Raw genomic sequence first — 23,944 nt, forward strand, 5'->3', positions numbered from 1 at the left:
CTGCCTTGGCCTTTCCTAGGCTGCAGCCTCGTCCTGCTGAAGCTCAGGAGCCGAGAGGGCACGCGGCGTGGCTTCCACTGCCGGCGGAGCAGCCAGGCCGGACTCCTCCAGGGAGTTCAGCTTCCGTGCCGTAGGCAGCACCCGCGCCTCGAGGGTTCCCACCATCGCGTTGTAGCGGTCCACCGACGATTTCAGGGATGAGCCCAGCTTGCTGACGTTTTCGCCGAGCGTTCCCATCCGGTCGTAGAGCTGCCGGGCAAGGTCGAACAGTTCCCGGGCGCTGTCCGTCAGGACATCCTGCCGCCACGTGAAGGCAACTGATTTCAGGACAGCCAGGAGAGTGCTGGGGGAGGCCAGGACCACGTTCCTGGACAAGGCATGGTCCAGGAGTTCTGCGTCAGCGGCCAAGGCAGCTGCCAGGATGGATTCAGCCGGGATAAAGCAAATCACCAGTTCTGGCGAGTTGCCCGGGATATCCCAGTACTTCTTGTTACTGAGGGCATCCACGTGCGCACGGAGAGCCTTCGCGTGGGCAGCCAGCAGCACCTGCTGCGACCGGCCATCCGCCTGCACCGTCCGCCCCTGCTGCCCGGGCCGGGAATCCACTGCACCCAGCTGCTGGGCCTCCAGGTAGGACGACAGCGGAACCTTGGCGTCCACCACCAGCTGCTTTTCGCCGGGAAGCTGGACCACAAGGTCAGGGCGGACAGACGAATCGCTGCCGGCGCTGTGAAGCTGCTCAACGAAGTCGACATGGCGGAGCATCCCCGATGCTTCCACTACCCTCCGCAGCTGCACCTCGCCCCACTGTCCGCGGGCGCTGTTTGAGCGCAATGCCGACTCCAGCGCGTGCGTGGACCTGATCAGCTGTTCATCCGAGTGCCGGGCCTCCCGCAGCTGCTGCGCAAGCTGGCCGTACTGTTCCACCCGGTCGCGCTCCAACAGGGCCACCTGCTGCTGTACCGCCGACAGCTTCTCCGCCACCGGCGCAAGCGCGCGCAGCACGCTGCCGTCCTGCGTCCGTGCCTCGCCAAGCTCCCGGTTCTGTGCCGCCAAAAGCCGGCGCTCGGCGTCGGCCGCTGCGAACTGCGCGCTGACCTCTGAGAGCCTGGACGAGACAGCGTCGAAGTCCGCCTCCAGGGCATGGGAGCTTTTCCGCAGCACAAAGTAGGTGGCAGCAGCACCGGCAAGGGCGCCGAGCAGCAGCATGAACAAGGCCAGAATCAACGCAAAAACATCCATGCCCTCACTGTGGCATGGGGGTCGGACAATGTAGGGCAGTGACATCCGCGGGTACAGGCGGGGGACGCCCTGCGGGTAGAATCAATGCTCGTGGCTCTTACTATTGGCATCGTCGGACTGCCCAACGTCGGCAAATCAACCCTCTTCAACGCGCTTACCCGCAACCAGGTCCTGGCCGCGAACTATCCGTTCGCCACCATCGAACCGAACGTCGGCGTCGTGAACCTGCCCGACCCCCGCCTCGACAAGTTGGCCGGCATCTTCGGTTCGCAGCGTATCCTGCCCGCAGCGGTCTCCTTCGTGGACATCGCCGGCATCGTCAAGGGCGCGTCCGAAGGCGAAGGGCTCGGCAACCAGTTCCTGGCCAACATCCGTGAAGCTGAGGCAATCGCCGAAGTAGTCCGCGTCTTCGACGATCCCGACGTCGTCCACGTCGACGGCAAGGTGGACCCGCGCTCGGACATGGAAACCATCAACACCGAGCTCATCCTCGCCGACCTGCAGACCATCGAGAAGGCCATCCCCCGGATCGAAAAAGAGGTCAAGATCAAGAAGCGGGAGGCCGCAGAGCTCGCGGCAATCAAGGCTGCCCAAGCGGTCCTTGAACGCGGCGACACCATCTACTCCTCGATCAAGAGCGACAAATTGGAGATGGAACACCTCAAGGAGCTCGGCCTGTTGACGGCCAAGCCCTTCATCTACGTATTCAATGCGGACGAGGCAATCCTGGGCAGCCCGGAAAAGCAGGAGGAACTCCGCGCTTTGGTTGCCCCCGCAGACTGCATCTTCCTGGACGCCAAGCTCGAGGCCGACCTCGTGGAACTGGACGAGGAAGAAGCCCGGGAAATGCTGGAAATGAACGGCCAGGACGAGTCCGGCCTCGATCAGCTGGCACGGGTGGGTTTCCACACACTGGGCCTGCAGACCTACCTCACGGCGGGCCCCAAGGAAGCACGCGCCTGGACCATCAAGCAGGGGGACACCGCGCCGCAGGCAGCGGGCGTCATCCATTCGGACTTCCAGCGCGGCTTCATCAAGGCCGAGGTGGTCTCCTTCGAGGACCTCGTCGAGGCGGGTTCCATGGCCGAGGCCAAGTCCCGCGGCAAGGTGCGCATCGAAGGCAAGGAGTATGTCATGGCCGACGGCGACGTGGTGGAGTTCCGCTTCAACGTCTGAGCCGGTCCGGCGTCTGCCTGCGCGGACACCTTATCCTGACTATGTAGGGCGTGATCCTGGCAGCTCCAGGTCCCCTTCCCCCAGAGGGAAAACACAAGGAGGCGGCATGCCGGTCGGGCGTCTGATGCGTTATGTCACTTCAGCCCTTGCGGCTGTGGTGGTGCTTTCGGGCTGCTCCGGCGGCGGCGGCACCGCCCCTGTGATCGTGGGGGAGGCGAAGCGGGGCGGCGTTGCCACCGTGGCCGAAGTCAACGCGTTCTCTTCCTTCAACCCGTACAGCGCCGACGGCAACACGGACATCAATTCCAAGATCGGCTACATCACCCACTCCGGGTTCTACTACCTGGACGACAAGGCCGCGGTGGTGCGCAATGACAAGTTCGGCCGGTTCGAGAAGGTGTCGGACGAGCCCCTCAAGGTGAAGTACACCGTAAACGAGGGCGTCAAATGGTCCGACGGCGAGGCCATCGATGCCGGTGACCTCCTCCTCAGCTGGGCGGCAGGTTCGGGCTACTTCGACGACGCCGACCCCATATCGGGCACCGGCACCAGGTACTTTTCCACTGCATCGGACACCAGCGGGCTGGCCGGCACGGTCTTTCCCGAACTGGGGGGAGACGGGCGGTCGATCACCCTCGAGTACGCCACCCCTTACGCTGACTGGGAAGTAGCCTTCGACGTCGGCCTCCCGGCTCACGTCGTTGCCGCCAAGAGCGGGCTGAACGATGAGGAAGACCTTGTTGAACTGATTCGCGACTCACCGCGGGGGGATCCCGAAAAGCCCGCGGTCAACACGGAACTGAAGGCGGTCAGCGATTTCTGGAACTCGGGCTTCGACACCAAGGCCCTTCCCGACGATCCTGCCCTGTACCTTTCCAGCGGCCCGTACATCGTGGTGGACATCGTTCCCGAAGTCTCCATGAGGCTTGTCCGCAACCGGGATTACGTCTGGGGATCAGAACCGTGGCTGGATGAGATCAATGTCCGGTTCACCGGTGCCCTCCCGGCGGCGGTCGACGCCCTGCGGAACGGGCAAGCGGACATTATCTCGCCCCAGCCCTCAGCCGGAAACGAGGATGTGTTCGAAGGCCTGGCGGAGCAGGGCAATACCCTCGAACGGTACGACCAGTCCGGCTATGACCACCTGGACCTCAACTTCTCCGGCCCGTTTGCCAGGCGGGATGTCCGTGAGGCATTCCTCAAGACCGTCCCGCGCCAGGCCATCGTCGAAGCCGTCGTGGGGAACCTGCAGCCGGACGCAAAGCCGCTCAACTCCCATGTCTTCCTGCCGGTGCAGCCCAAGTATGAGGACACCGCCAGGAACAACGGATCCTCGGAATTCGCCGAAGTGGACATCGAGGCCGCAAAGGAGCTCCTGGACGGGGAAACACCCACGGTTCGGATCCTCTACAACAGGGACAACCCCAACCGTGCCCAGGCATTCGCCTTGATTCGGGACTCGGCGGCGCTTGCAGGATTCCGGGTGGAGGACGGCGGGCAAAGCAGCGCCGACTGGGCCCGGTCCTTGGGCGAGGACGGCCACGACGCCGCACTGCTGGGCTGGATCGGCAGCAGCGCCGGTGTGAGCCGCGTGCCACAGATCTTCCGGACGGGCGCAGGGAGTAACTTCAACGGCTTCTCGGACGCGGACGCGGACAAGGCCATGGAAGAGCTCGCACGGACCACTGACCTCGGCAAGCAGGACGAACTGCTCGCAGAAATCGACAAGCAGATCTGGGAGAACGCCTACGGGCTCCCGCTCTACCAAACCATCGGCACCACCGCCTTCGGCCCCCGAATTGCCGGCGTGAAATCAAGCTCCGGCCCGCTGGGCGTCTGGTGGAATGTGTGGGACTGGCGCCTGGCCGGATAGTTGCGGCGAGTTGGATAGGCCTTCCCTCGCCGCCTGACACCTCGAAGCTCAAGGCGGCAGAGCTGTTCAAGTTCCGGCGCCGGGTTCAGCCGATCTTCCAGGACCCCTACGGCTCCCTGGATCCGATGTACAACATCTTCCGTACCATCGAGGAGCCGCTGCGGGTCCACAAGATCGGCAACAGTGCCACCCGGGAGAAGAAGGTCCGGGAGTTGCTGGACCAGGTGGCGCTGCCACAGTCCGCCATGCAGCGGTACCCGAACGAACTCTCGGGCGGGCAGCGGCAGCGTGTTGCCATCGCCCGCGCCCTGGCGCTGGACCCCGAAGTGATCATCTGTGACGAAGCGGTGTCCGCCCTGGACGTGCTGGTCCAGGCGCAGGTTTTAAACCTGCTTGCGAATCTGCAGTCGAACCTCGGGCTGACCTACCTCTTCATCACCCACGACCTCGCCGTGGTCCGCCAGATCGCGGATCATGTTGTGCGTCATGGAAAAGGGACGCCTGGTGGAGACCGGTTCCACCGACGAGGTCTTCGAATCGCCGCGGGAGGACTACACCAAGGCCCTCCTCAATGCCATCCCGGGCGCGAAGTTGATGCTGCCGCCCGAAGTGGCGTAGCGGTTGGATTGACTGGGCTGATGCCGCCGTTTCCAGGCGGCATCAGCCCATCGTTTCATGGTCGCCCGAACGGGCGGACATGGTGCCCTTGGTTGCCGCAAGGTCCCGGATTTTCAGTTCCCTCAGCCGCTGCGCCAGGAGGACTCCAAGGGCGTTGTGTCCCTCGACGCTCATGTGTACTGCATCTGCCAGGCGACTGGTCAACTTGTACCTGCTCACCCAGTCGCCCACACTGACAAATGTGAGGCCATGCTGGGCAGCAATGGTTCCCAGCAGCGCATCGACCTGGGTTCGTCGCCCGCCGCCGTTGCCCGCTCCGCGCCCCAGCGTCCCTATTACGACGATTTGCGTGGCCGGATACCTGGACTTCAAGGCGTGAAGAAGCCTGTTGGCGTTGCCGGTAATCTGGGCGTCCGTTGCCCCGCTCCCGGCATCGTTCCCGCCGCCTTGGACAACCACCAGGGCCGGCGTGCCCACCGGGAGCAGCCAGTCACCACGCTCGAGGGCGTCGATATAGTTGCCGACGCCGCCATTTGCCTTGACGTAACCCGTCCCGCCTAATCCGGCAAAGTGGACATGGTAGCCCAACGCCGCGAGTGCCTGCCTTGGCCATCCGTGCGCCGGCGCCGACTGGGAGTCGCCTATGAGCACAGCAGTCCTGCTGATGTTCGGCACAACCACCTCGTTGCGGCCACTGATGGGATTCCGGTAGATGGAGCCGGGCAGCGGGATCGACATTCCTTCGACGAACTTGGGCAAGTCCAGATGCGGCCGGTAGGGAGCGGCGGCCGGCTGGCCGGGAACCGGCACGGCCCTTAGCAGTCGGGGCGGCGTGCCCTCGGGCATTGCACCGGTTTGGACTGCAACCCGCACACCGCCGGGGATTGCGGGGACGGGCATCGACGGCTGTCCCGGGGCAACGAGGACAATCGTGGCGGCCAGTCCGAGGACTACACTGCGCACCAGCACCCGGCGCAGGACGGACCTGCCTCTCCCGGGACTCTCGCTGCTCATCAACAGTAATCATGCGGCATGTATGCGGGTTAATCCAATAACTTTTGATGCCGCGGCCGGTAAGGCATCCGGTACCTGTTTGGATACTGTTCCGGTTGGCCAGCTTTCCCTTTTAGGCCAATAAATGCTGGTGCCGGTAAGATAGGGGAAGGCGCCCTGTGCAAAGGGCCTGATCCGTCGTGCGTTCCGGTTAGGAATTGGCGCGATACAACAGCTGACTCCACTGAATCGAGCCATTACGCATGTCTGAAACCACCACCAACACCGCGGTAGCCACTGCATCGCGCAGTGACCTGCGCAACGTCGCGATTGTGGCCCACGTTGACCACGGCAAGACCACCTTGGTCGACGCCATGCTCAAGCAGACCAACTCCTTTGCCGAGCACAACCACCTTGAAGACCGCGTGATGGACTCCGGTGACCTGGAGCGCGAAAAGGGCATCACCATCCTGGCCAAGAACACCACCGTGGCCTACAACGGTCCGTCCTCCAACGGTGAGACCATCACCATCAACGTCATCGACACCCCGGGCCACGCCGACTTCGGCGGTGAAGTAGAGCGTGGGCTGTCCATGGTCGACGGCGTTGTGCTGCTCGTGGACTCCTCCGAGGGCCCGCTGCCGCAGACCCGCTTCGTGCTCCGCAAGGCCCTTGCCGCGCACCTGCCGGTCATCCTCCTGGTCAACAAGACCGACCGCCCCGACGCCCGCATCGACGAAGTGGTCCACGAATCCATGGACCTGCTCCTGGGCCTGGCATCGGATCTCGCCGATGAAGTTCCTGACCTGGACCTGGACAAGGTCCTTGAAGTTCCCGTGGTCTATGCCGCAGCCAAGGTGGGGCGCGCCTCCCTGGAACAGCCGGCCAACGGCTCCGCCCCGGACAACGAGGACCTCGAGCCGCTGTTCAAGGCGATCATCGACCACATCCCCGCGCCGACGTACAACCCCGAAGGCGTCCTGCAGGCGCACGTCACCAACCTGGACGCCTCCCCGTTCCTGGGCCGCCTCGCCCTGCTTCGCATCTACAACGGCACCCTCCGCAAGGGCCAGCAGGTTGCCTGGGCCCGCCAGAACGGCGAGCTGAAGACCGTCAAGATCACCGAGCTCCTGGCCACCAAGGCGCTTGAGCGCGTCCCGGCTGAATCCGCAGGTCCCGGTGAGATCGTCGCCGTCGCAGGCATCGAGGACATCACCATCGGTGAAACCCTCACCGACGTCGAGAACCCGCAGCCGCTGCCGCTGATCACCGTGGATGATCCCGCGATCTCCATGACCATCGGTATCAACACCTCCCCGCTGGCCGGCAAGGTCAAGGGTGCCAAGGTCACCGCCCGCCAGGTGAAGGACCGCCTGGACAAGGAACTGATCGGTAACGTCTCCATTAAGGTGCTCCCCACCGAGCGCCCCGACGCGTGGGAAGTCCAGGGCCGTGGCGAGCTCGCCCTCGCCATCCTGGTTGAGCAGATGCGCCGCGAAGGCTTTGAGCTGACCGTCGGCAAGCCGCAGGTTGTCACCAAAACCATCGACGGCAAGATCCACGAGCCGATGGAGCACATGACCATCGACGTGCCCGAAGAGTACCTCGGCGCTGTCACCCAGCTCATGGCAGCCCGCAAGGGCCGCATGACCAACATGGCCAACCACGGCACCGGCTGGTGCCGCATGGAGTTCATTGTTCCGGCCCGTGGCCTGATCGGCTTCCGCACCAAGTTCCTCACGGACACCCGCGGTGCCGGCATCGCGGCGTCCATCTCCGAGGGCTACGAGCCGTGGGCCGGCCCCATCGAGTACCGTACCAACGGCTCCATGGTTGCTGACCGCGCCGGCGTGGTCACCCCGTTCGCCATGATCAACCTGCAGGAGCGCGGCTCGTTCTTCGTCAAGCCCACCTCCGAGGTGTACGAGGGCATGATCGTGGGCGAGAACTCCCGCGCCGACGACATGGACGTCAACATCACCAAGGAAAAGAAGCTCACCAACATGCGTGCCGCTTCCTCCGACACCTTCGAGAACCTGACGCCGCCGCGTGACCTGACCCTCGAAGAGTCGCTGGAATTCGCCCGCGAGGACGAGTGCGTTGAGGTAACCCCGGAGGCCATCCGCATCCGCAAGGTCATCCTGGACACCAACGAGCGCGCCAAGGCTAACCGCGCCCGCGCCAAGGCCTAAGGAGTTTTTGTCCAGATACGGCCACTTCCAGGCGGTTTAGTCCGCCATATCTGGACAAAACTCTGTTGGAAAAGCCGGGACGGCAGGCGGTACTACGGTATTACCGCCGCACGTCCCGGCTTTTCCGTTTAATCGGGTCACCCCGCCGTCCCGGTACGACGGCGGCGTGAGGATGCCTTAGGCGCGTGGCTTGCGGCGTTCGGGCGCCGGTGGCACCTGCTTGGCAGCCACCACAAGGTCAAGGGGAATCACGACGTCGGCCTGCCGGGTACGGACTGTACAGGTGCCGGCGTCGCAGGAGACCAGATGGCCCAGTGCGTCCGTCAGGCCGTCCTCGACCCGGTAGCGGACCACCACCCGTGTTCCGGGTTCGGCTGCGGCAAGGAACCCTGCAGGGGTAGGCGGCTGACTCACCAGTTCATACTAGGGGTCCCGGCTAGGTTCGCGGGAACGGGCTGGGAGATAATAGGCTCAGATGTCAAGAGTCCGGCCGCAGCTGCCGGATGCAAGAACCGGCGGGTTGCCGGAACCAACGTGGAGAGGCCAGGGACGTGACGTACGTAATCGCGCAGCCGTGTGTAGATGTCAAAGACAAGGCATGTATTGAAGAATGCCCCGTCGACTGCATCTATGAGGGTGAGCGTTCGCTGTACATCCATCCGGACGAATGCGTGGACTGCGGCGCCTGCGAACCCGTATGCCCGGTTGAGGCGATTTACTACGAGGACGACACTCCGGACGAGTGGGCCGACTACTACAAGGCCAACGTGGAGTTTTTCGACGACCTCGGTTCCCCGGGCGGTGCCGCCAAGATCGGCAACACCGGCAAGGACCACCCGATGATCGCCGCCCTGCCGCCGCAGAACCAAGACCACTGACGCCCGCGGGAAGGTGACTGCAGCAGTGAATTCGTTCGGCCTTGACCTGCCCGATTACCCGTGGGAGGCCATGGCGCCGTACCTCGTGAAGGCTTCGGAGCACCCTGGCGGAGTGGTTAACCTGTCCATCGGGACGCCGGTGGACCCCACTCCGGCACTTATCCAGGATGCGCTGAAGGCTGCTGCTGACGCACCGGGATACCCCACCGTCCACGGCATGCCCGCGCTGCGGGAAGCCATCGCGGGCTGGTTCGAGCGCCGCCGCGGCGTGGCCGGGTTGGACCCCCGCAACATCATGCCCACGGTCGGTTCCAAGGAACTCGTCGCGTGGCTGCCGCTGCTGCTTGGCCTGAAGCCGGGGGACGTCGTCGTGCGCCCCAGGGTGGCCTACCCGACGTACGATATCGGTGCAACGCTGGCAGGGGCGTCCTCTGTGGCGACGGACAACCTCGACGAGCTCGACGACGCCACCCGCTCGCGGGTTCGCCTGGTCTGGGTCAATTCCCCCGGAAATCCCACCGGCAGTGTCCGCGACGCCGACTCGCTGAAGACGCTCGTGGCGCAGGCGCGCGAACTGGGCGCCGTGGTGGCGTCGGACGAATGCTACGCCGAACTCGGCTGGGGAACCTGGGACGTCCAGCGCGGCGGCCAGCCGGTGCCCAGCATCCTGGACCCGCGCGTGGCAGGAGGCTCGCACCAGGGCCTCCTCGCCGTCTACTCGCTCAGCAAACAGTCCAACCTCGCAGGCTACCGCGCCGCCTTTGTGGCCGGCGATCCGGACCTGATGCCCAACCTTGTCAACAGCCGCAAGCACGCTGGCATGATCGTTCCCTATCCCGTGCAGGAAGCCATGCGGGTGGCGCTTGGCGACGACGCCCACGTCGAGGCCCAGAAAGACCTTTACCGCGGGCGCCGGGAGCGGCTGGTGCCCGCACTCCTGGACTTCGGCCTGGAGATCAAAGATTCCGACGCCGGGCTGTACCTCTGGTCTACGGCGGGGGAGAACACGTGGGACACCGTGGCAAGGCTGGCTGAGCGGGGCATTGTGGTGGGGCCCGGGGTCTTCTACGGCGATGCCGGTAACGGCTATGTGCGGGTTGCACTGACCGGAACCGATGAACGGATCGACGCTGCGGTGGACCGCCTCCGCTAGGCGGGAGCGCATCCAATCCCCGTAACAATCATGTGACTCGCGCCACATCGTGGGTATTTTAGGGGAAATCGGGCTGTCTCGGATTAGTGACACCCGCCAAGGGGCGGTACTTTTTAACTGATCAATGGTGGCTTTCTACAAGAAGGCAGCCCGGGTGTTGGAACCTGTGTCCTCAGGGTCAGTGCGCGGCTCACCTGATATTGGATCAAGCTTTCGACAGAGGCCCAGAAGCCTCATGAAGGGGACTCCATGACTGAGACCAACAACGCTGCGACCCTGCTGCATGCAGGTGGCGAGCTCAAGCTCCCGCGCATCCCGGTTATTGAAGGAAACGAAGGATTCGACGTTTCCAAGCTGCTGAAGCAGACGGGTGCAGTCACCTTTGACCCCGGCTTCATGAACACCGCGGCAACCACCTCGGCCATCACCTACATCGATGGCGATGCGGGCATCCTGCGCTACCGCGGATACCCCATCGAGCAGTTGGCGGAGCACTCCAGCTTCCTCGAGGTGTCCTACCTCCTGATCTACGGCAACCTGCCCACCCCCACGGAGCTGGAAGAGTTCGACCAGAAGATCCGCCGCCACACCCTGCTGCATGAGGAATTGAAGGGCTTCTTCGGCGGATTCCCGCGCGACGCCCACCCGATGCCCGTCCTGTCCTCCGCCGTGTCCGCGCTGTCCACGTTCTATCAGGACTCGCTGGATCCGTTCAACGCCGAGCAGGTGGAAGTATCCACCATCCGGCTCATGGCCAAGCTGCCGGTCATCGCCGCCTACGCGCACAAGAAGTCCATCGGCCAGCCCATGCTGTACCCGGACAACTCCCACAACCTGGTGGAGAACTTCCTGCGCCTGAGCTTTGGCCTGCCGGCCGAGCAGTACGAAGTTGATCCAATTGTGGCCAAGGCCCTGGACCTGCTCCTGATCCTGCATGCGGACCACGAGCAGAACTGCTCCACCTCCACCGTTCGCCTGGTGGGCTCGTCCAACGCCAACCTTTTCGCCTCCGTCTCGGCAGGCATCAACGCCCTCTTCGGTCCGGCCCACGGCGGTGCCAACGAAGCCGTGCTGAAGATGCTCCGCCAGATCCAGGCCGAGGGCCTCAAGCCCGAGGACTACATGGAGAAGGTCAAGAACAAGGAAGACGGCGTCCGCCTCATGGGCTTCGGGCACCGCGTCTACAAGAACTACGATCCGCGCGCCAAGATCGTCAAGGCCACCGCGCACGAGATCCTCAGCAAGCTCGGCGGCAACGACGAACTGCTGGACATCGCCCTCCGCCTGGAAGAGAAGGCGCTCAACGATGATTACTTCATCCAGCGCAAGCTCTACCCGAACGTGGACTTCTACACCGGCCTGATCTACAAGGCCATGGGCTTCCCGGAGAAGATGTTCACCGTTCTGTTCGCCATCGGACGCCTGCCCGGCTGGATCGCCCAGTGGCGGGAAATGATCAGCGATCCCAACACCAAGATCGGCCGTCCGCGCCAGCTCTACATCGGCGAACCGGCCCGGGACTACCCGGCACGCTAGTCCCCACCGGCTCCCAAACCTCGCAAGCTCGGTTCGGGTCCCTCGCCGGTGTGGGCCCATCCGCCGGCTCCCAAACCTCGCAAGCTCGGTTCGGGTCCCTCGCCGGTGTGGGCCCATCCACCGGCTCCCAAACCTCGCAAGCTCGGTTCGGGTCCCTCGCCGCTGTGGGCCCATTAAGACGGCGGCCGCCCACCTCTCCAGGTGGGCGGCCGTTTCGTTGTGCTGGGGTAAGTGGGGCTGCGAAATCAGGACATGTAGCCGTTGGGGTTGTTCTTTTGCCAGCGCCAGTGGTCTTCGCACATTTCGTCTACGGTTTTGGTGGTGGACCAGCTGAGGTCGGCCAGTGCCGAGGTGGCGTCTGCCCAGAAGGCGGGCAGGTCCCCGGCGCGGCGGGCGGTGATTTCGTAGGGGATGGGCTTGCCGACTGCCTTCTCGAAGGAGCGCAGGACTTCCAGGACGGAAGAGCCCTTGCCGGAGCCCAGGTTCCAGCGGAAGACGCCGGCGCGGTCTGCGACGTGGTTCAGGGCTGCGACGTGGCCTTGGGCGAGGTCCACCACGTGGATGTAGTCGCGCAGGCAGGTGCCGTCCGGGGTGTCGTAGTCGCCGCCGAAGACCATCAGCTTCTCGCGCCGGCCGACGGCGACCTGGGCGATGAACGGGACGAGGTTGTTGGGGATGCCCTGCGGGTCTTCGCCGATCCGGCCGGAGGGATGGGCGCCGACGGGGTTGAAGTAGCGCAGCAGTGCTATGTGCCAGCGCGGGTCCGCGGCGCCGAGGTCGGAGAGGATGTCCTCGATCTGTTCTTTGGTGCGGCCGTAGGGGTTGTTGGCGCCGATTTCCATTTTCTCGACGTACGGGATGGGGTTGTGCTCGCCGTAGACGGTCGCGGAGGAGCTGAACACGAAGGAGCGGACGTCGTGCCGCTCCATGACCCGGATCAGGTTCAGGGTGCCCACCAGGTTGTTGTAGTAGTACTTCAGCGGTTCCTGGACTGATTCCCCCACGGCCTTCAGGCCGGCGAAGTGGATGACGGCGTCGATGGCGCTGCCGGCGAAGACACGTTCCACGGCGGCTTCGTCCACCAGGTCGACCTGGTGGAATTCGGCGGCCTTGCCGCTGAGTTCGGCCACCCGGCGCAGGGACTCTTCGCTGGAGTTGACCAGGTTGTCCATGACCACCACGTCATGGCCGGCTTCCTGCAGGGAAAGAACAGTGTGGGAACCGATGTAACCGGTGCCCCCGGTAACCAGAATCTTCATGCCTCCACGCTATCCCACGGGACGTACTGCCGCCGTCGCGTTCCGGATGCCGGGCAGGCCAGGTCGGCCCAGCCAATCTTGGAAGCACAACTGTGCTACATAAGAGGGATGCCTAAAATCGTGGACGCCCATGCCCGCCGCCAGGATGTTGTGGAAGCGGTCCTGCGGATCATCGCAGTGGACGGGCTGGAACGGGCATCGCTTCGAGAAGTTGCGGACGAGGCCGGCCTGGCCGTCGGCTCCGTGCGGCACTACTTCGCCAACAGTGACGAATTGCTCGCCTACTCCTTCGGCACAGTGGTGGACCGCATCGTGGGGCGGAGCGAAACGGCGCGGCGCACCTCACGGCGGCGGCCCACGGCAGCACCGGGCAGCGAGCGGCGGTACTGGCCTTGCTTGGCGGCGCCCTGCCCCTGGACGAGGCGCGGGCACTCGACGCCTGTGCCTGGCTGGCCTTCCGCAACGCCGCCAGGATCAGGCCTTTCCTCGCCCCGGTTGCGGACCGGAGCCACCGGGAAGTGGCCGCCATCATTGGCCAAGTGGTGGCCACTCTGGTGCCGGAGGGGGAAGCGGAAGACAGCCTGGTGCTGGAAGCCGAGCGCCTGCTGGCCACCCTGGACGGGCTGTGCCTGCACGCCCTGCTCCACCCCGGGTGGATAACCGCGCAGATTGTCGGCGGCGTTTTGGAGCGGCACCTTGACGGGTTGGAAGCCCAGGGGCGTTAACGTGGGCAGGGAGCGGGAATAGACTGATAGCCGGGAGAGGGCGCAGAACCGGATCACCAGACCCGGCAGAGGCGCGTCAGGGAAGGGATTTGGGATGCATCAGGCAACGGGTACAGGCTGGCGGATCACCACGGACACGTCCGGGCCCATGATGATCGCACTGTACGTCCGCGATACCGCTGGACTGAACGGCGCCGGCCACCCGGCACTGTCGCATGCCTCGCCCAAGATCCGTCCCGCCGACCATACACACCTGACGGCTGACGTGGGCGGCATCAGTGCCCTCAAGACGGAGTGGGAGGCGTGGTGGGAGCAGCTCCTCAAGGCCTATCCCCAGACTTCGCCCGAACTCACGCCGCCCGACTTCGCGGCGTTTGGCAACTCACCGGCACTCCAGCGCGTCCTGCAGGCACATTTTGGCGCAGCCCTCACCTGGGCCCGTGAACGGCGGAGCGAATACGCGGAGCTGGAGGCGGAACGGGTTGCCAGCGGAACCAACCAGCTGCTGGAGGACATGGTGGATGACCGGCTCCTGGAGGTGGGCCGGGATTCACGAGACTTCACGCTGAGCATCATTGAGCTGCCGCTCAACGAGGACCGCGCGTGGTACCTGGAACCGGACAAGATCATCATGAGCCGCAAGCTCATGAGCCAGCCGGAGCTCTTCCGGAGTTACGTGCAGCCCGTGGTCGAAATTCTCGTTTAGCCGGGGTGGCCGAAGTTTAGCCGGAGCGGCTGGAGCTTCACGCGTCCTGCGCCGCCACGGTGATCCGGACCTCGCCCTCGGGGGCCGCAGATTCCTGCCAGCCGTTGCGTTCCGCGCGGTCCCAGCTGCGTCCTGCCACTTCCACCTGGGTTACCTCCAGGCCCTTGGCGTTTGCCACCGCCCAGTGCGCCACGGACCAGGCCTGGCTGCCGGTGGCTTCCACCACCACGGTTTGCCCCTCAACCTTGCTGCCCAGGAAACCATAGGCACGGTCCAGTTCGGCGGAGACAGCTGGGGCGTCACCGGCTGATTCGGTGGAACGCAGCGTGCAGTGCACAGCCTGCGGTGTCTGGCCGGACAGGCCCGAGGCGAAAAACCTGCCCATGTCCTCGTGCTGGGCGTAGGCGGTGGGGTACGCGGAACGCTGGACCTGCTGCGCGGCGTCGGTGATTTCCATGGTTTCGTAGCCCGGAATCCGGACCAGCGCGTCATAGAAGGCGTTGACGGCGTAGTAGGGGTCCATGACCTGTTCCTCAGTGCCCCAGCCCTGCGACGGCCGCTGCTGGAACAGCCCCCGTGAATCCGGACCGGCCTGGTCGCCGTGGCCGATGTTCCGCAGCTTGGACTCCTGCATGGCCGTGGCCAGGGCAATGCTTGCCGCCCGCGGCGGCAGCCCGCGCTGGACCGCGACGGCGGTGATCAGCGAGGCATAGACGGCCTGGTCGGGAGCCAGCTCAGCCCTCCGCTCGCCGACCACGGCAGTGCAGCGCTCCGAGACGAGGGTCTCGGAGCGCTGCACGAAGAACACAGCCGAGTAGATGCCGCCGACCACCAGGGCGAGGACCAGCAGGAGCACCGCCAGGCGGTGCAGGCCGCGTCTGCGTGCCACCGGAAGTCAGTTGGCGTGGAGGGCGTCGTTCAGTTCCACCGTCTGGCCCTCGCGGGGAAGGACCTCCACGGCACCGGTGGTGGAGTTGCGGCGGAACAGCAGGTTGGGGACCCCGGAGAGTTCCGCGGCCTTCACGATCTTGGTGGTGTCCTCACCCACCTCGTCCTTGGGACCCGGTACCCGGACGCGGGTTCCTGCTGTCACGTACAGTCCGGCCTCCACCACGGAGTCGTCACCAATGCTGATTCCGACGCCGGAGTTGGCGCCCAACAGCACCCGCTCGCCAATGGTGATCTTTTCCTTGCCGCCGCCTGAGAGCGTGCCCATGATGGAGGCGCCGCCGCCCACGTCGCTGCCGTCACCGGTGACAACGCCTGCGGAAATGCGGCCCTCCACCATGGAGGTGCCCAGTGTTCCGGCGTTGAAGTTCACGAAGCCTTCGTGCATGACCGTGGTGCCGGCGGCGAGGTGGGCGCCGAGGCGGACGCGGTCGGCGTCGGCGATGCGGACACCGGGGGGGACCACGTAGTCCACCATGCGCGGGAATTTGTCGATGCCATAGACCGTGACGGGGCCGCGGCGGCGGAGCCGGGCGCGGGTCAATTCGAAGCCCTCCACTGCGGCGGGGCCGAAGTTTGTCCAGACGACGTTGGGCAGCTTGCCGAAGATGCCCTCCAGGTTGATGGTGTTGGGCCGGACGAGGCGGTGTGAGAGCAGGTGGAGCCGGAGGTAGGCGTCGGCTGTGTCGGCAGGAGCCTCGTCGAGGTTGACCTGGACGAAGACCACTTTCTGCTCTGTGCCGCGGTCCTCGTCGGTGCCGTTTTCCGCGATCTGCGTCAGGGCCTCGTCGGCGTTCTCCACTGAACGCAGGTTTTCGGCGGCAACGCCGAGGGCCGGTGCGGGGAACCAGACGTCCAGCACCGTTGCCTCGCCGTTGGCGGTGGCGATGGTGGCCACGCCGAAGCCATAGGCGGAGCGTTCGTCGGTGGGGGAGTTCAGGGTTTCGGGCACGGCGGAAGAAGCGGTCTCAGTCATGTGCTCCAGTCTATCGAGGGCAGGGCTCCGGGTTCGAACTAGACTGGCTTCGTGACTGCCGAAACCGCTCCGGACCCCGCTTCCACCCTCTCTACCAAGGAATCCAGCCGGCAAGTTGTGCCACCCCGGCTGGATCTGCGGCAGGACGTCGCGCTGCTGACCGCGGCCATCATGGACATAGACAGCGTCTCCGGGAACGAGAAAGAACTCGCGGACGCTGTCGAAGCGGCCCTCCTGCAGATCCCCCAGCTCACCGTTGTCCGCGACGGTGATGCCATCATCGCCCGCACCGAGCTGGGGCATTCCGAGCGGGTCATCCTGGCCGGGCACCTCGACACCGTCCCGCTGCCGCTTGCCGAGGGCGCGAAAGGCACGGTGCCTTGCACCTGGGAGTCCGGCGTCCCGGGCGAGGGGGTCCTGTACGGCCGCGGTGCCACCGACATGAAGGGCGGCGTTGCGGTGCAGCTTGCACTGGCAGCAACCATGTTCGACGGCGGCGCTCAGCCCGGGCGGGACGTCACGTTCGTCTTCTACGACAACGAGGAAGTGGAAGCGGTGAAGAGCGGCCTGGGCCGCCTGGTCCGCAATCACGGGCCGCTGCTGCACGGTGACTTTGCCATACTGCTGGAACCCACGGACGGCACCGTGGAAGGCGGCTGCAACGGTACCAGCCGCTTCGAAGCAACAACCGTGGGGGAGGCGGCACACTCGGCCCGGGCGTGGATGGGCAGCAACGCCATCCACGCCGCGGCGCCCATCCTCGCCCGGCTGGCAGCCTACGAACCGCAGACCATCACGGTTGACGGCCTTGATTACCGCGAAAGCCTCAACGCCGTGAGGATCAACGGGGGAACCGCCGGCAACGTCATCCCGGACCGGTGCGTGGTGGAGATCAACTACCGGTTTGCCCCGGACAAGACGCCCGACCAGGCAGAAGCGGTGGTGCGCGGCCTGCTGGAGGGCTTCAACGTTGTCCGTACCGACGCCGCGGCAGGCGCCCGGCCGGGACTCCAGCATCCGGCCGCGGCCTCCTTTATTGCCGCTGTGGGAGGCGAACCCAAGCCGAAATACGGCTGGACCGACGTCGCACGCTTCAGTGAGCTGGGCATTCCGGCAGTGAACTTCGGCCCCGGGGATGCGCTGCTGGCGCACAAGGACAATGAGCACGTCCATGCCGACGCCATCCGCAGATGCCTCGCGGCCTTGCAGGATTGGCTGGCGGGGCCAAGCGCGCGATAGAAGCCTTCCGGGTTAAACGGGAATGGCCCGGACCTGCTGGTCCGGGCCATTTCGTTTGGAACCGTTAGGGAATTGGGGCTTCGGCCTTTTCAGGTTCAGCCTTGGCGACACCTCCGGCTGCCTTCTTGGAGCCGCGGCGCTCGATCCAGACGGCAAGCCTGGACACGAGGATGTTGATGGCGATATAGATTGCCGCGGCAACAAAGAAGATGGGGAACAGGAACTGCGTGCCCAGGAAGTCCGCCATCACCTGCACGGCGCGCAGCAGCTCGCCGTATGCCACGATGTAGCCGAGCGAGGTGTCCTTCAGGAGCACCACCATCTGTGCCACCAGGGATGGCATCATCCGGCGGATGGCCTGCGGAAGCTCGATGAGCATGCGCGACTTGAAGCTGGTGAGGCCGATGGCCAAGCCCGCTTCGCGCTGCCCGCGGGGCAGAGACTGAATGCCTGCGCGGATAATTTCGGCAAACACCGCCGCGTTATATAGGACAAGGCCCGTCACGACGGCGATGAACGGGGAGGTGCCGAAGCCCAGGAGGACGAACAGCATCATCAGGACCACGGGCATGCCGCGGAGGAACTCCAGAACCACCCTCACCGGGACCCGGATAAAGGCCGAGTCTGATATGCGCAGCAGGCAGAGCACCAGTCCCAGGGGGAAGGCGATAACCGCTGCGAGGGCGGCAGCGCTGAGGGTCGCGCCGAGGCCATTGGCCAGGAGCGTCCAGACGTCCGCCCGGGTGAAAATCTGCCAGCGGCGGCCTTCAAAGATGCCCTGCTGGCCAAGGGTCATGATGATCCACGCCAGCAGGCCCAGGATCAGGAGGGAACCGGCTATGGAGCCGATCAGGGAGATCCGCCGGGCTTTCGGTCCGGGGACGTCGTAAAGGACTGAACTCATCGGGCAATTGCCACCTTTCGTTCCACCGTGCTGGCCAGGATGCCCAGCGGAACGGTGAGGAGCAGATAGAAGAATGCGGTGCCCAGCAGTACGGCGATCACGGCGTCGCCGTTGGCGTTGGCCAGCTGGCGGCCGTAGCCGAACAGTTCAAGGACAAAGAACGCACCCGCTACGGAGGAGTTCTTCACCAGGGCGATCAGGATATTGATGAGCGGCGGGATCACTGTCCTCAGCGCCTGGGGGAGGATGATGAGGTTCAGGACCTGCCCAAACTTCATGCCGATACTGCGGGCGGCTTCGGCCTGGCCGACCGGGACGCTGTTTACACCTGAGCGGACAGCTTCGGCGATGAACGCAGCGGTGTAGGTGCTGAGGGCAATGATGGCCGCGACTTCGAACTGTTCGAAGGTCACGCCAAGCCGCGGAAGGACGACGGCGGCAAAAAAGAACGCGATGGTGAGCGGCGTGTTCCGGAGAACCTCCACGTAGACGGTGCTGAAACCGCGCAACGCTGCTACCGGCGAAACCCTGGCGGCCGCAAGAAGGGTACCGAGTACCAAAGCGATGATCCCGGATACTGCTGAAAGGAATAGGGTGCGGAGAAAGCCTTCCCAGTACAGGGGCAGGTTTTCAAGAATGACGTCCATAGGATCCTTCGGCTGTCGGCGTGGACGGGAGGGAAGGCGGAAAGTTGCCGGGGCCGGCGAACCGGCCCCGGCAACCCCGGCAACGCTTGTTTGCCTTAGTAGCGGTCAAGCGTGGGCAGATCGGGCGCGGTCTTGATGACTGAACCTGCAGTGGCCTCCCAGGCCTTCTCGTAGGACCCGTTCTCTTCGAATTTCTCCAGCTGGTCATTGATCCAGTTACGGAACTCCGTGTCGCCCTTCTTCAGGCCGATGCCGTAGGGCTCCTTGGTGAAGGTTTCGTCCGAGGCGAGCTTGAAGGCGTCCGGTTCCTTGTCCACGAAGCCGGCGAGGATCACGTTGTCGGTGGTGACGGCTTCAACCTGCTTGTTGCGCAGCGGCTCCAGGCACGCGGAGTAGGTGGCGGCGGGGACCAGCTCCGCACCGTACTGATCCACGATGGTGGCAGCGGGGGTGGAACCCGTCACGGAGCAAACCTTCTTGCCCTTGACGTCCTCGGGGGTCTTGATGGTGTCGTTGTCCTTGTTGACCATCAGGGCCTGGCCGGCTTCGTAGTAGGGGCCGGCGAAGTCAACAACCTGCTTGCGCTTGTCGTTGATGGTGTAGGTGGCGATGACCAGGTCGACCCTGCCTTGCTCGATGAAGGGTTCGCGGTTGGCGGAGACGGTCTCGGACCATTCAATCTTGTCCGCGGCAATGCCCAGCTCTGCTGCAATTAGCTTTCCAATTTCGACGTCGAAGCCCACCGGTTTGCCGTCAAGGCCCACCTGGCCGAAGAGCGGCTGGTCGAACTTGGTGCCGATCTTGATGGTTCCGGCGGAAGAAAGCTTCTCCATGGTGGTGCCGGGGGCGAAGGTGGGCGTTTCGGCCACGGTCGGATCGCTGGTGGTTCCGGCGTCGCCGCCGCCACAGGCGCTCAGGGACAGGGCGACGGCAGCGGTAGCCGCCACGAAGAATGACTTCCGCCGGGTCATAAATGCCTTCATGACATTCCTTTCATTGGTGGCCGTGGGTCACGGCCTGGGTGCGAACTTGAGTGTGATTGTTCGGGTTGTTGAGTGGCGAACGTGTTTCAGTGCGTTAGGAGCTTGGACAGGAAGTCCTTGGCCCGGTCGCTCTTCGGGTTCGTGAAGAACTCCTCCGGGGTGGCGTCCTCGACGATCTGGCCGTCCGCCATGAAGACAACGCGGTCCGCGGCCTTGCGGGCGAAGCCCATCTCGTGGGTGACCACGATCATGGTCATGCCTTCCTTGGCGAGCTGGATCATGACATCCAGGACTTCGTTGATCATCTCGGGGTCCAGTGCCGAGGTGGGCTCGTCGAAGAGCATCACCTTGGGCTTCATGGCCAGGGCACGGGCGATGGCGACGCGCTGCTGCTGGCCGCCGGAGAGCTGGGCCGGCAGCTTGGGCGCCTGATGCCCCACGCCCACGCGTTCCAGGAGCGCCATGGCGTCCTTGTCCGCGGTGGCCTTGGCGACACCCTTGACTTTGATGGGGCCGAGGGTGACGTTCTCCAGGATGGTCTTGTGTGCGAAAAGGTTGAACGACTGGAAAACCATTCCGACGTCGGCACGGAGCTGGGCGAGTTCCTTGCCCTCCTCCGGAAGCACCTTCCCATCAATGCTGATGGTCCCGCCCTCGATGGTCTCAAGCCGGTTGATGGCGCGGCACAGAGTGGACTTGCCGGAGCCGGAAGGACCGATGACCACAACGACCTCGCCCTTGCGGACCTGCAGATTAATGTCCTTCAAAACGTGCAACTGGCCGTAATGCTTATTGACGGCCTGCAGGGAAACGAGGGTATCGCCGGGCACAAGAGTAGTCATAGGAAGAATCTAGCGAACTGCGGGTCCTTATGACGGGAATCACCCCAACTTCCTGCGGATCGTGATTCAAGAGATACCTGCCGCGGGAGGTTAGCCTAGGGGAATGAGCATCAACGCAGATCCGGCCAAGAACTCCCAGCCGCGCCGTAAGGGGCCCCTCGAACTGCGCCGCAAGCAGGCAGCGGTGGAAATGTCGGACCAGCATCTGCTTGATACCAAGGGGCCCGGGCAGTTCGTTCATACGGATCCGTGGCGTGTCCTGAGAATCCAAAGCGAGTTCGTCGAGGGGTTCGGTGCGCTGGCGGACATCGGCAAGGCGGTGAGCGTCTTCGGATCGGCCCGCACCAAACCGGGCAGCGCCTACTACGAGATGGGCGTCGAGGTCGGCCGGAAGCTGGCGGAGGCCGGCGTCGCCGTCATCACGGGCGGGGGACCCGGATCCATGGAGGCCGCCAACCGGGGCACGGTTGAAGGCAACGGCGTTTCCGTGGGGCTGGGGATTGAGCTTCCCTTCGAGCAGGGCCTGAACCAGTGGGTGGACCTGGGCATCAACTTCCGGTACTTCTTTGCCCGCAAGACCATGTTCGTCAAGTATGCCCAGGGGTTCATCGTGCTCCCCGGCGGCCTGGGAACCCTTGACGAACTGTTCGAGGCCATGGTGCTGGTGCAGACCCGGAAGGTGACGTCCTTCCCCATCGTGCTGCTCGGCGTCGAATTCTGGGGCCCCATGATCGACTGGATCCGCGGAACCCTGGTGGCCGAAGGAATGGTTTCCGAAAAGGACCTGGACCTGATCCAGCTCGTGGACGATCCCGCCGAAGCCGTGAACCGCGTCCTGCAGGCGGGCATTACGCCGTCCCTGAACGGCGAGCAGCGGCCGGAGTAGCTTTCCAAGCAGTCCGGTACGGCGGGCCCGGTCTGGCACGATGGAACAGTGAGCTTCTTTCTGGTTTTCCTTGCCATAGTGCTGGTGGGGGCAGTTGCCTGGGCCAGCCTGGGGCGCCGTGCCAGTGGTGCCGGTGACCGGCCGTTGCCAGGGCTGCTGGACGGCGGGTTCGAGCAACCGCCCGCCAATCTTCCCCCGGTGCTTTTGCCGGCCGGTGCCGGCCCCGAGGATGTGGACCGCGTCCGCTTCTCGCTGGGCCTTCGGGGCTACAGGATGGACCAGGTGGACCAGGTCCTGGACGAGCTGCGCGACCAGCTGGCAGCCACGCAGCAGGAGGTGCAGGAGCTGCGCGCCCGGTTGCAGGCATGTGAGCAGCATCCGCGCGCCAGCGACGGGGGACTGGACGACGGCGGGTCCGCCGGAGCGCCCGACGGCGGGAAGGCCACTTCCGGGGAGGGCAGCCTGTGAGTACCGTGGCCCGGCGCAGGACGGGCATCGCTTCTTCCGCCCACGCGCTCGCGGGCCGGGCCGGAGTAGCCATGCGCAGCTGGCCCTGGTGGGTCCAGGTGTCTGCCATCTACGTCAGTGCCAGGCTGGCCAGCGCCTGCATCTTCATGGCGGCCGCACTCCACCAGGGGCCCAACCCCTGGTTCGCGGCCAAGCCGGACTACTGGAACTTCATCAACATCTGGGACGCCCGGTGGTATGGCGAGGTGATCGCCAACGGCTATCCGTCGCTCCTTCCCACAGACACCACCGGCGATGTGCAGCAAAACGCCTGGGCTTTCTACCCCCTGTTTCCCGCACTCGCAGGAGGGTTGGGGCGCCTCACGGGACTGAGCCCGGCTGCCTCACTCACCGTCATTGCCATGCTGGCCGGCTGGGGAGCGGCACTGCTGGTCTACACCCTGTTCCGCCACAGGGCCCCCCACGTGGCTGCGCTCTGGGGTGTTGCCTTCTTCGCCACGTTCCCGGTATCGGCAGTGCTGCAGGTGCCGTACGCGGAGTCGCTGTCCCTGCTGCTCCTGGCGGGCGCCTTGCTGCTGGTGGTGCGCCGGCAGTACCTGTGGGCGGTTCCGGTGGTGGTGCTGCTCTGCCTGTCGCGTCCCGTGGGCGTTCCCTTCGCGCTCATGCTTGGGCTGGTACTGTGCTTCCGGTTCCTGCAGCGGTTTCCCCTCTCCGGGCGTTTCCGCGGAGCGAATTCACCCGGAAGTGCAGGGGAAGCGCACTCCGCGGGGGACCTGGCGGCGCTGGCTGTCCTGACGGCCGTTGCAGGAGTGGCGGCCCTGGCCTGGCCGGCAGCGGCGTGGGCCGCGACCGGCGACTTCGGGGCCTACACCAAGACCGAAACGGCCTGGCGGGGACACGACCTGGTGCCGTTCAAGCCGTGGTTCGATACCGGCGTCGACCTTTTCGGTCCTGTGCTCGGGCTCCTGGCGCCATTTGTTTTCGTTGCCCTGTTCGGGCTGATGCTGTTCCTTCCGCCCGTGGTGCGCCTCGGCGTCGAACTCCGGCTGTGGTGCGCCTCCTACATGGGCTACCTTCTGGCATTCCTGCATCCCCAAACCAGTACCTTCCGCATGCTGCTTCCGCTGTTTCCGCTGGCGCTCGGGGCGGTGCTGCTGTCCAGGTCAAGGGCCTACCGGGGCACGGTGGTCACCATGTTCCTGCTGCTCCAGATCGTATGGATCGTCTGGCTGTGGGCCTGGGCGCCATTGCCGGGCGGCGGCGACTACCCGCCCTAGTTCCGGAAACTCCCTGCAGGTCAGGACGGGAATATAGGCATACCGAAAATGTCCATCGATTAGCTACGTGCGGGTAATTCCGCGATAATGATAAGTAAGCAAGGACAAAAAGCATTCAGAATACGCGCAGCCTTGGCGGTAAAAGCAACCCGCCATAGCGGCTTGATCGACATGCGGACACAGCCCGCCCGGGCTGATCAGTCCTGGGACAAATTGGAGGGGAATTCCTCATGGCGGCGATGAAACCACGCACCGGCGACGGCCCAATGGAAGTCACCAAGGAGGGCCGCAGCCTGATCATGCGCGTCCCGCTCGAAGGCGGCGGGCGCCTTGTGGTCGAACTGAACGCTGCCGAAGCGGCAAACCTCAAGGAATGCCTGGTAGGCGTTACCGAATAATCGTGCCGGACAGGGTCCGCAGCTC

At 64.7% G+C, this 23,944-nt stretch carries 22 protein-coding genes and 2 pseudogenes; 14 read left to right on the forward strand and 10 right to left on the reverse strand.

Going from position 1 to position 23,944, the window contains the following annotated elements; genetic code table 11:
* Positions 1 to 15: 15 nt before the first annotated feature.
* Entirely contained in the window at positions 16 to 1,242 is a 1,227-nt protein-coding gene (locus AC5RT3_RS01940; RefSeq protein WP_494050903.1) for a DNA recombination protein RmuC, read from the reverse strand.
* Positions 1,243 to 1,332: 90 nt separating this feature from the next.
* Here AC5RT3_RS01940 and ychF point away from each other — a divergent pair, with 90 nt between their 5' ends.
* The 3 genes and pseudogenes from ychF to AC5RT3_RS01955 all read left to right on the forward strand — a co-directional run.
* Positions 1,333 to 2,418 carry a redox-regulated ATPase YchF gene (gene ychF, locus AC5RT3_RS01945; protein WP_494008831.1) on the forward strand — a complete coding sequence of 362 codons (1,086 nt, stop codon included), beginning with the start codon at positions 1,333 to 1,335 and terminating at the stop codon, positions 2,416 to 2,418.
* Positions 2,419 to 2,524: 106 nt separating this feature from the next.
* Positions 2,525 to 4,291: an ABC transporter family substrate-binding protein gene (locus AC5RT3_RS01950; protein WP_494050902.1), complete on the forward strand. Its 1,767-nt coding sequence runs from the start codon at positions 2,525 to 2,527 to the stop codon at positions 4,289 to 4,291.
* 35 nt (positions 4,292 to 4,326) lie between these two features.
* Positions 4,327 to 4,909, forward strand: a pseudogene (locus tag AC5RT3_RS01955) (ABC transporter ATP-binding protein); the annotation flags it as partial.
* Between the two features lie 42 nt (positions 4,910 to 4,951).
* Here AC5RT3_RS01955 and AC5RT3_RS01960 read toward each other — a convergent pair.
* Positions 4,952 to 5,923, reverse strand: coding sequence for an SGNH/GDSL hydrolase family protein (locus tag AC5RT3_RS01960; protein ID WP_494050901.1), 972 nt, complete (start codon positions 5,921 to 5,923; stop codon positions 4,952 to 4,954).
* Positions 5,924 to 6,165: 242 nt separating this feature from the next.
* Here AC5RT3_RS01960 and typA point away from each other — a divergent pair, with 242 nt between their 5' ends.
* Complete coding sequence (gene typA / locus AC5RT3_RS01965) at positions 6,166 to 8,094, forward strand: translational GTPase TypA (RefSeq protein ID WP_494008825.1); 1,929 nt, start codon at positions 6,166 to 6,168, stop codon at positions 8,092 to 8,094.
* A 177-nt stretch (positions 8,095 to 8,271) separates the two neighbouring features.
* Here typA and AC5RT3_RS01970 read toward each other — a convergent pair whose 3' ends face one another.
* Positions 8,272 to 8,508, reverse strand: coding sequence for a putative acetyltransferase (locus tag AC5RT3_RS01970; protein ID WP_494123358.1), 237 nt, complete (start codon positions 8,506 to 8,508; stop codon positions 8,272 to 8,274).
* 137 nt (positions 8,509 to 8,645) lie between these two features.
* On the opposite strand from AC5RT3_RS01970, the gene fdxA reads away from it, so the two are divergent.
* The 3 genes from fdxA (at position 8,646) to AC5RT3_RS01985 (ending at position 11,661) form a co-directional block, all read left to right on the forward strand.
* Positions 8,646 to 8,972: a ferredoxin gene (fdxA, locus tag AC5RT3_RS01975; protein ID WP_009356972.1), complete on the forward strand. Its 327-nt coding sequence runs from the start codon at positions 8,646 to 8,648 to the stop codon at positions 8,970 to 8,972.
* 13 nt (positions 8,973 to 8,985) lie between these two features.
* Positions 8,986 to 10,125 carry a succinyldiaminopimelate transaminase gene (gene dapC, locus AC5RT3_RS01980; RefSeq protein WP_494123359.1) on the forward strand — a complete coding sequence of 380 codons (1,140 nt, stop codon included), beginning with the start codon at positions 8,986 to 8,988 and terminating at the stop codon, positions 10,123 to 10,125.
* A gap of 249 nt (positions 10,126 to 10,374) precedes the next feature.
* Positions 10,375 to 11,661, forward strand: a complete 1,287-nt coding sequence (locus tag AC5RT3_RS01985) for a citrate synthase (RefSeq protein ID WP_494123360.1) — start codon at positions 10,375 to 10,377, stop codon at positions 11,659 to 11,661.
* Between the two features lie 245 nt (positions 11,662 to 11,906).
* Here AC5RT3_RS01985 and galE read toward each other — a convergent pair whose 3' ends face one another.
* Positions 11,907 to 12,920: a UDP-glucose 4-epimerase GalE gene (gene galE / locus AC5RT3_RS01990; RefSeq protein ID WP_494050897.1), complete on the reverse strand. Its 1,014-nt coding sequence runs from the start codon at positions 12,918 to 12,920 to the stop codon at positions 11,907 to 11,909.
* A 108-nt stretch (positions 12,921 to 13,028) separates the two neighbouring features.
* Here galE and AC5RT3_RS01995 point away from each other — a divergent pair.
* A pseudogene (locus tag AC5RT3_RS01995) lies at positions 13,029 to 13,645 on the forward strand (TetR/AcrR family transcriptional regulator).
* Between the two features lie 94 nt (positions 13,646 to 13,739).
* Positions 13,740 to 14,351, forward strand: coding sequence for a hypothetical protein (locus tag AC5RT3_RS02000; protein WP_494008819.1), 612 nt, complete (start codon positions 13,740 to 13,742; stop codon positions 14,349 to 14,351).
* Between the two features lie 37 nt (positions 14,352 to 14,388).
* Here AC5RT3_RS02000 and AC5RT3_RS02005 read toward each other — a convergent pair whose 3' ends face one another.
* On the reverse strand, positions 14,389 to 15,240 hold the full coding sequence (locus AC5RT3_RS02005) for a transglycosylase SLT domain-containing protein (RefSeq protein WP_494050895.1): 852 nt from the start codon (positions 15,238 to 15,240) through the stop codon (positions 14,389 to 14,391).
* Between the two features lie 6 nt (positions 15,241 to 15,246).
* Positions 15,247 to 16,275 (reverse strand): 2,3,4,5-tetrahydropyridine-2,6-dicarboxylate N-succinyltransferase, encoded by a 1,029-nt coding sequence (gene dapD / locus AC5RT3_RS02010; RefSeq protein ID WP_494123361.1) that lies wholly within the window; start codon positions 16,273 to 16,275, stop codon positions 15,247 to 15,249.
* A 51-nt stretch (positions 16,276 to 16,326) separates the two neighbouring features.
* Here dapD and dapE point away from each other — a divergent pair, with 51 nt between their 5' ends.
* Positions 16,327 to 17,514, forward strand: a complete 1,188-nt coding sequence (dapE, locus tag AC5RT3_RS02015; RefSeq protein ID WP_494123362.1) for a succinyl-diaminopimelate desuccinylase — start codon at positions 16,327 to 16,329, stop codon at positions 17,512 to 17,514.
* Positions 17,515 to 17,578: 64 nt separating this feature from the next.
* On the opposite strand, the gene AC5RT3_RS02020 is transcribed toward dapE, so the two are convergent.
* From AC5RT3_RS02020 to AC5RT3_RS02035, 4 genes are all read right to left on the reverse strand, one after another.
* Positions 17,579 to 18,418 carry an amino acid ABC transporter permease gene (locus AC5RT3_RS02020; protein WP_494123363.1) on the reverse strand — a complete coding sequence of 280 codons (840 nt, stop codon included), beginning with the start codon at positions 18,416 to 18,418 and terminating at the stop codon, positions 17,579 to 17,581.
* Complete coding sequence (locus AC5RT3_RS02025; RefSeq protein WP_494008814.1) at positions 18,415 to 19,065, reverse strand: amino acid ABC transporter permease; 651 nt, start codon at positions 19,063 to 19,065, stop codon at positions 18,415 to 18,417. Before AC5RT3_RS02025 ends, AC5RT3_RS02020 begins: the two co-directional genes overlap by 4 nt.
* A 95-nt stretch (positions 19,066 to 19,160) precedes the next feature.
* Entirely contained in the window at positions 19,161 to 20,048 is an 888-nt protein-coding gene (locus tag AC5RT3_RS02030; protein ID WP_494008813.1) for a glutamate ABC transporter substrate-binding protein, read from the reverse strand.
* An 86-nt stretch (positions 20,049 to 20,134) separates the two neighbouring features.
* Positions 20,135 to 20,890 carry an amino acid ABC transporter ATP-binding protein gene (locus AC5RT3_RS02035; RefSeq protein ID WP_494123364.1) on the reverse strand — a complete coding sequence of 252 codons (756 nt, stop codon included), beginning with the start codon at positions 20,888 to 20,890 and terminating at the stop codon, positions 20,135 to 20,137.
* 103 nt (positions 20,891 to 20,993) lie between these two features.
* Between AC5RT3_RS02035 and AC5RT3_RS02040 the strand changes: the two genes are divergently transcribed.
* The 4 genes from AC5RT3_RS02040 to AC5RT3_RS02055 all read left to right on the forward strand — a co-directional run bounded on the left by AC5RT3_RS02040 (position 20,994) and on the right by AC5RT3_RS02055 (position 23,919).
* Positions 20,994 to 21,776, forward strand: coding sequence for an LOG family protein (locus AC5RT3_RS02040; protein WP_494008811.1), 783 nt, complete (start codon positions 20,994 to 20,996; stop codon positions 21,774 to 21,776).
* A gap of 48 nt (positions 21,777 to 21,824) precedes the next feature.
* Positions 21,825 to 22,244 carry a DivIVA domain-containing protein gene (locus tag AC5RT3_RS02045; protein WP_494123365.1) on the forward strand — a complete coding sequence of 140 codons (420 nt, stop codon included), beginning with the start codon at positions 21,825 to 21,827 and terminating at the stop codon, positions 22,242 to 22,244.
* Positions 22,241 to 23,521, forward strand: a complete 1,281-nt coding sequence (locus tag AC5RT3_RS02050) for a hypothetical protein (protein WP_494050889.1) — start codon at positions 22,241 to 22,243, stop codon at positions 23,519 to 23,521. The genes AC5RT3_RS02045 and AC5RT3_RS02050 overlap by 4 nt, the downstream gene beginning before the upstream one ends.
* 230 nt (positions 23,522 to 23,751) lie before the next feature.
* Positions 23,752 to 23,919, forward strand: coding sequence for a DUF3117 domain-containing protein (locus AC5RT3_RS02055; RefSeq protein WP_009357720.1), 168 nt, complete (start codon positions 23,752 to 23,754; stop codon positions 23,917 to 23,919).
* Positions 23,920 to 23,944: the final 25 nt, after the last annotated feature.

It is taken from the genome of Arthrobacter sp. Y3221159, assembly GCF_059089885.1.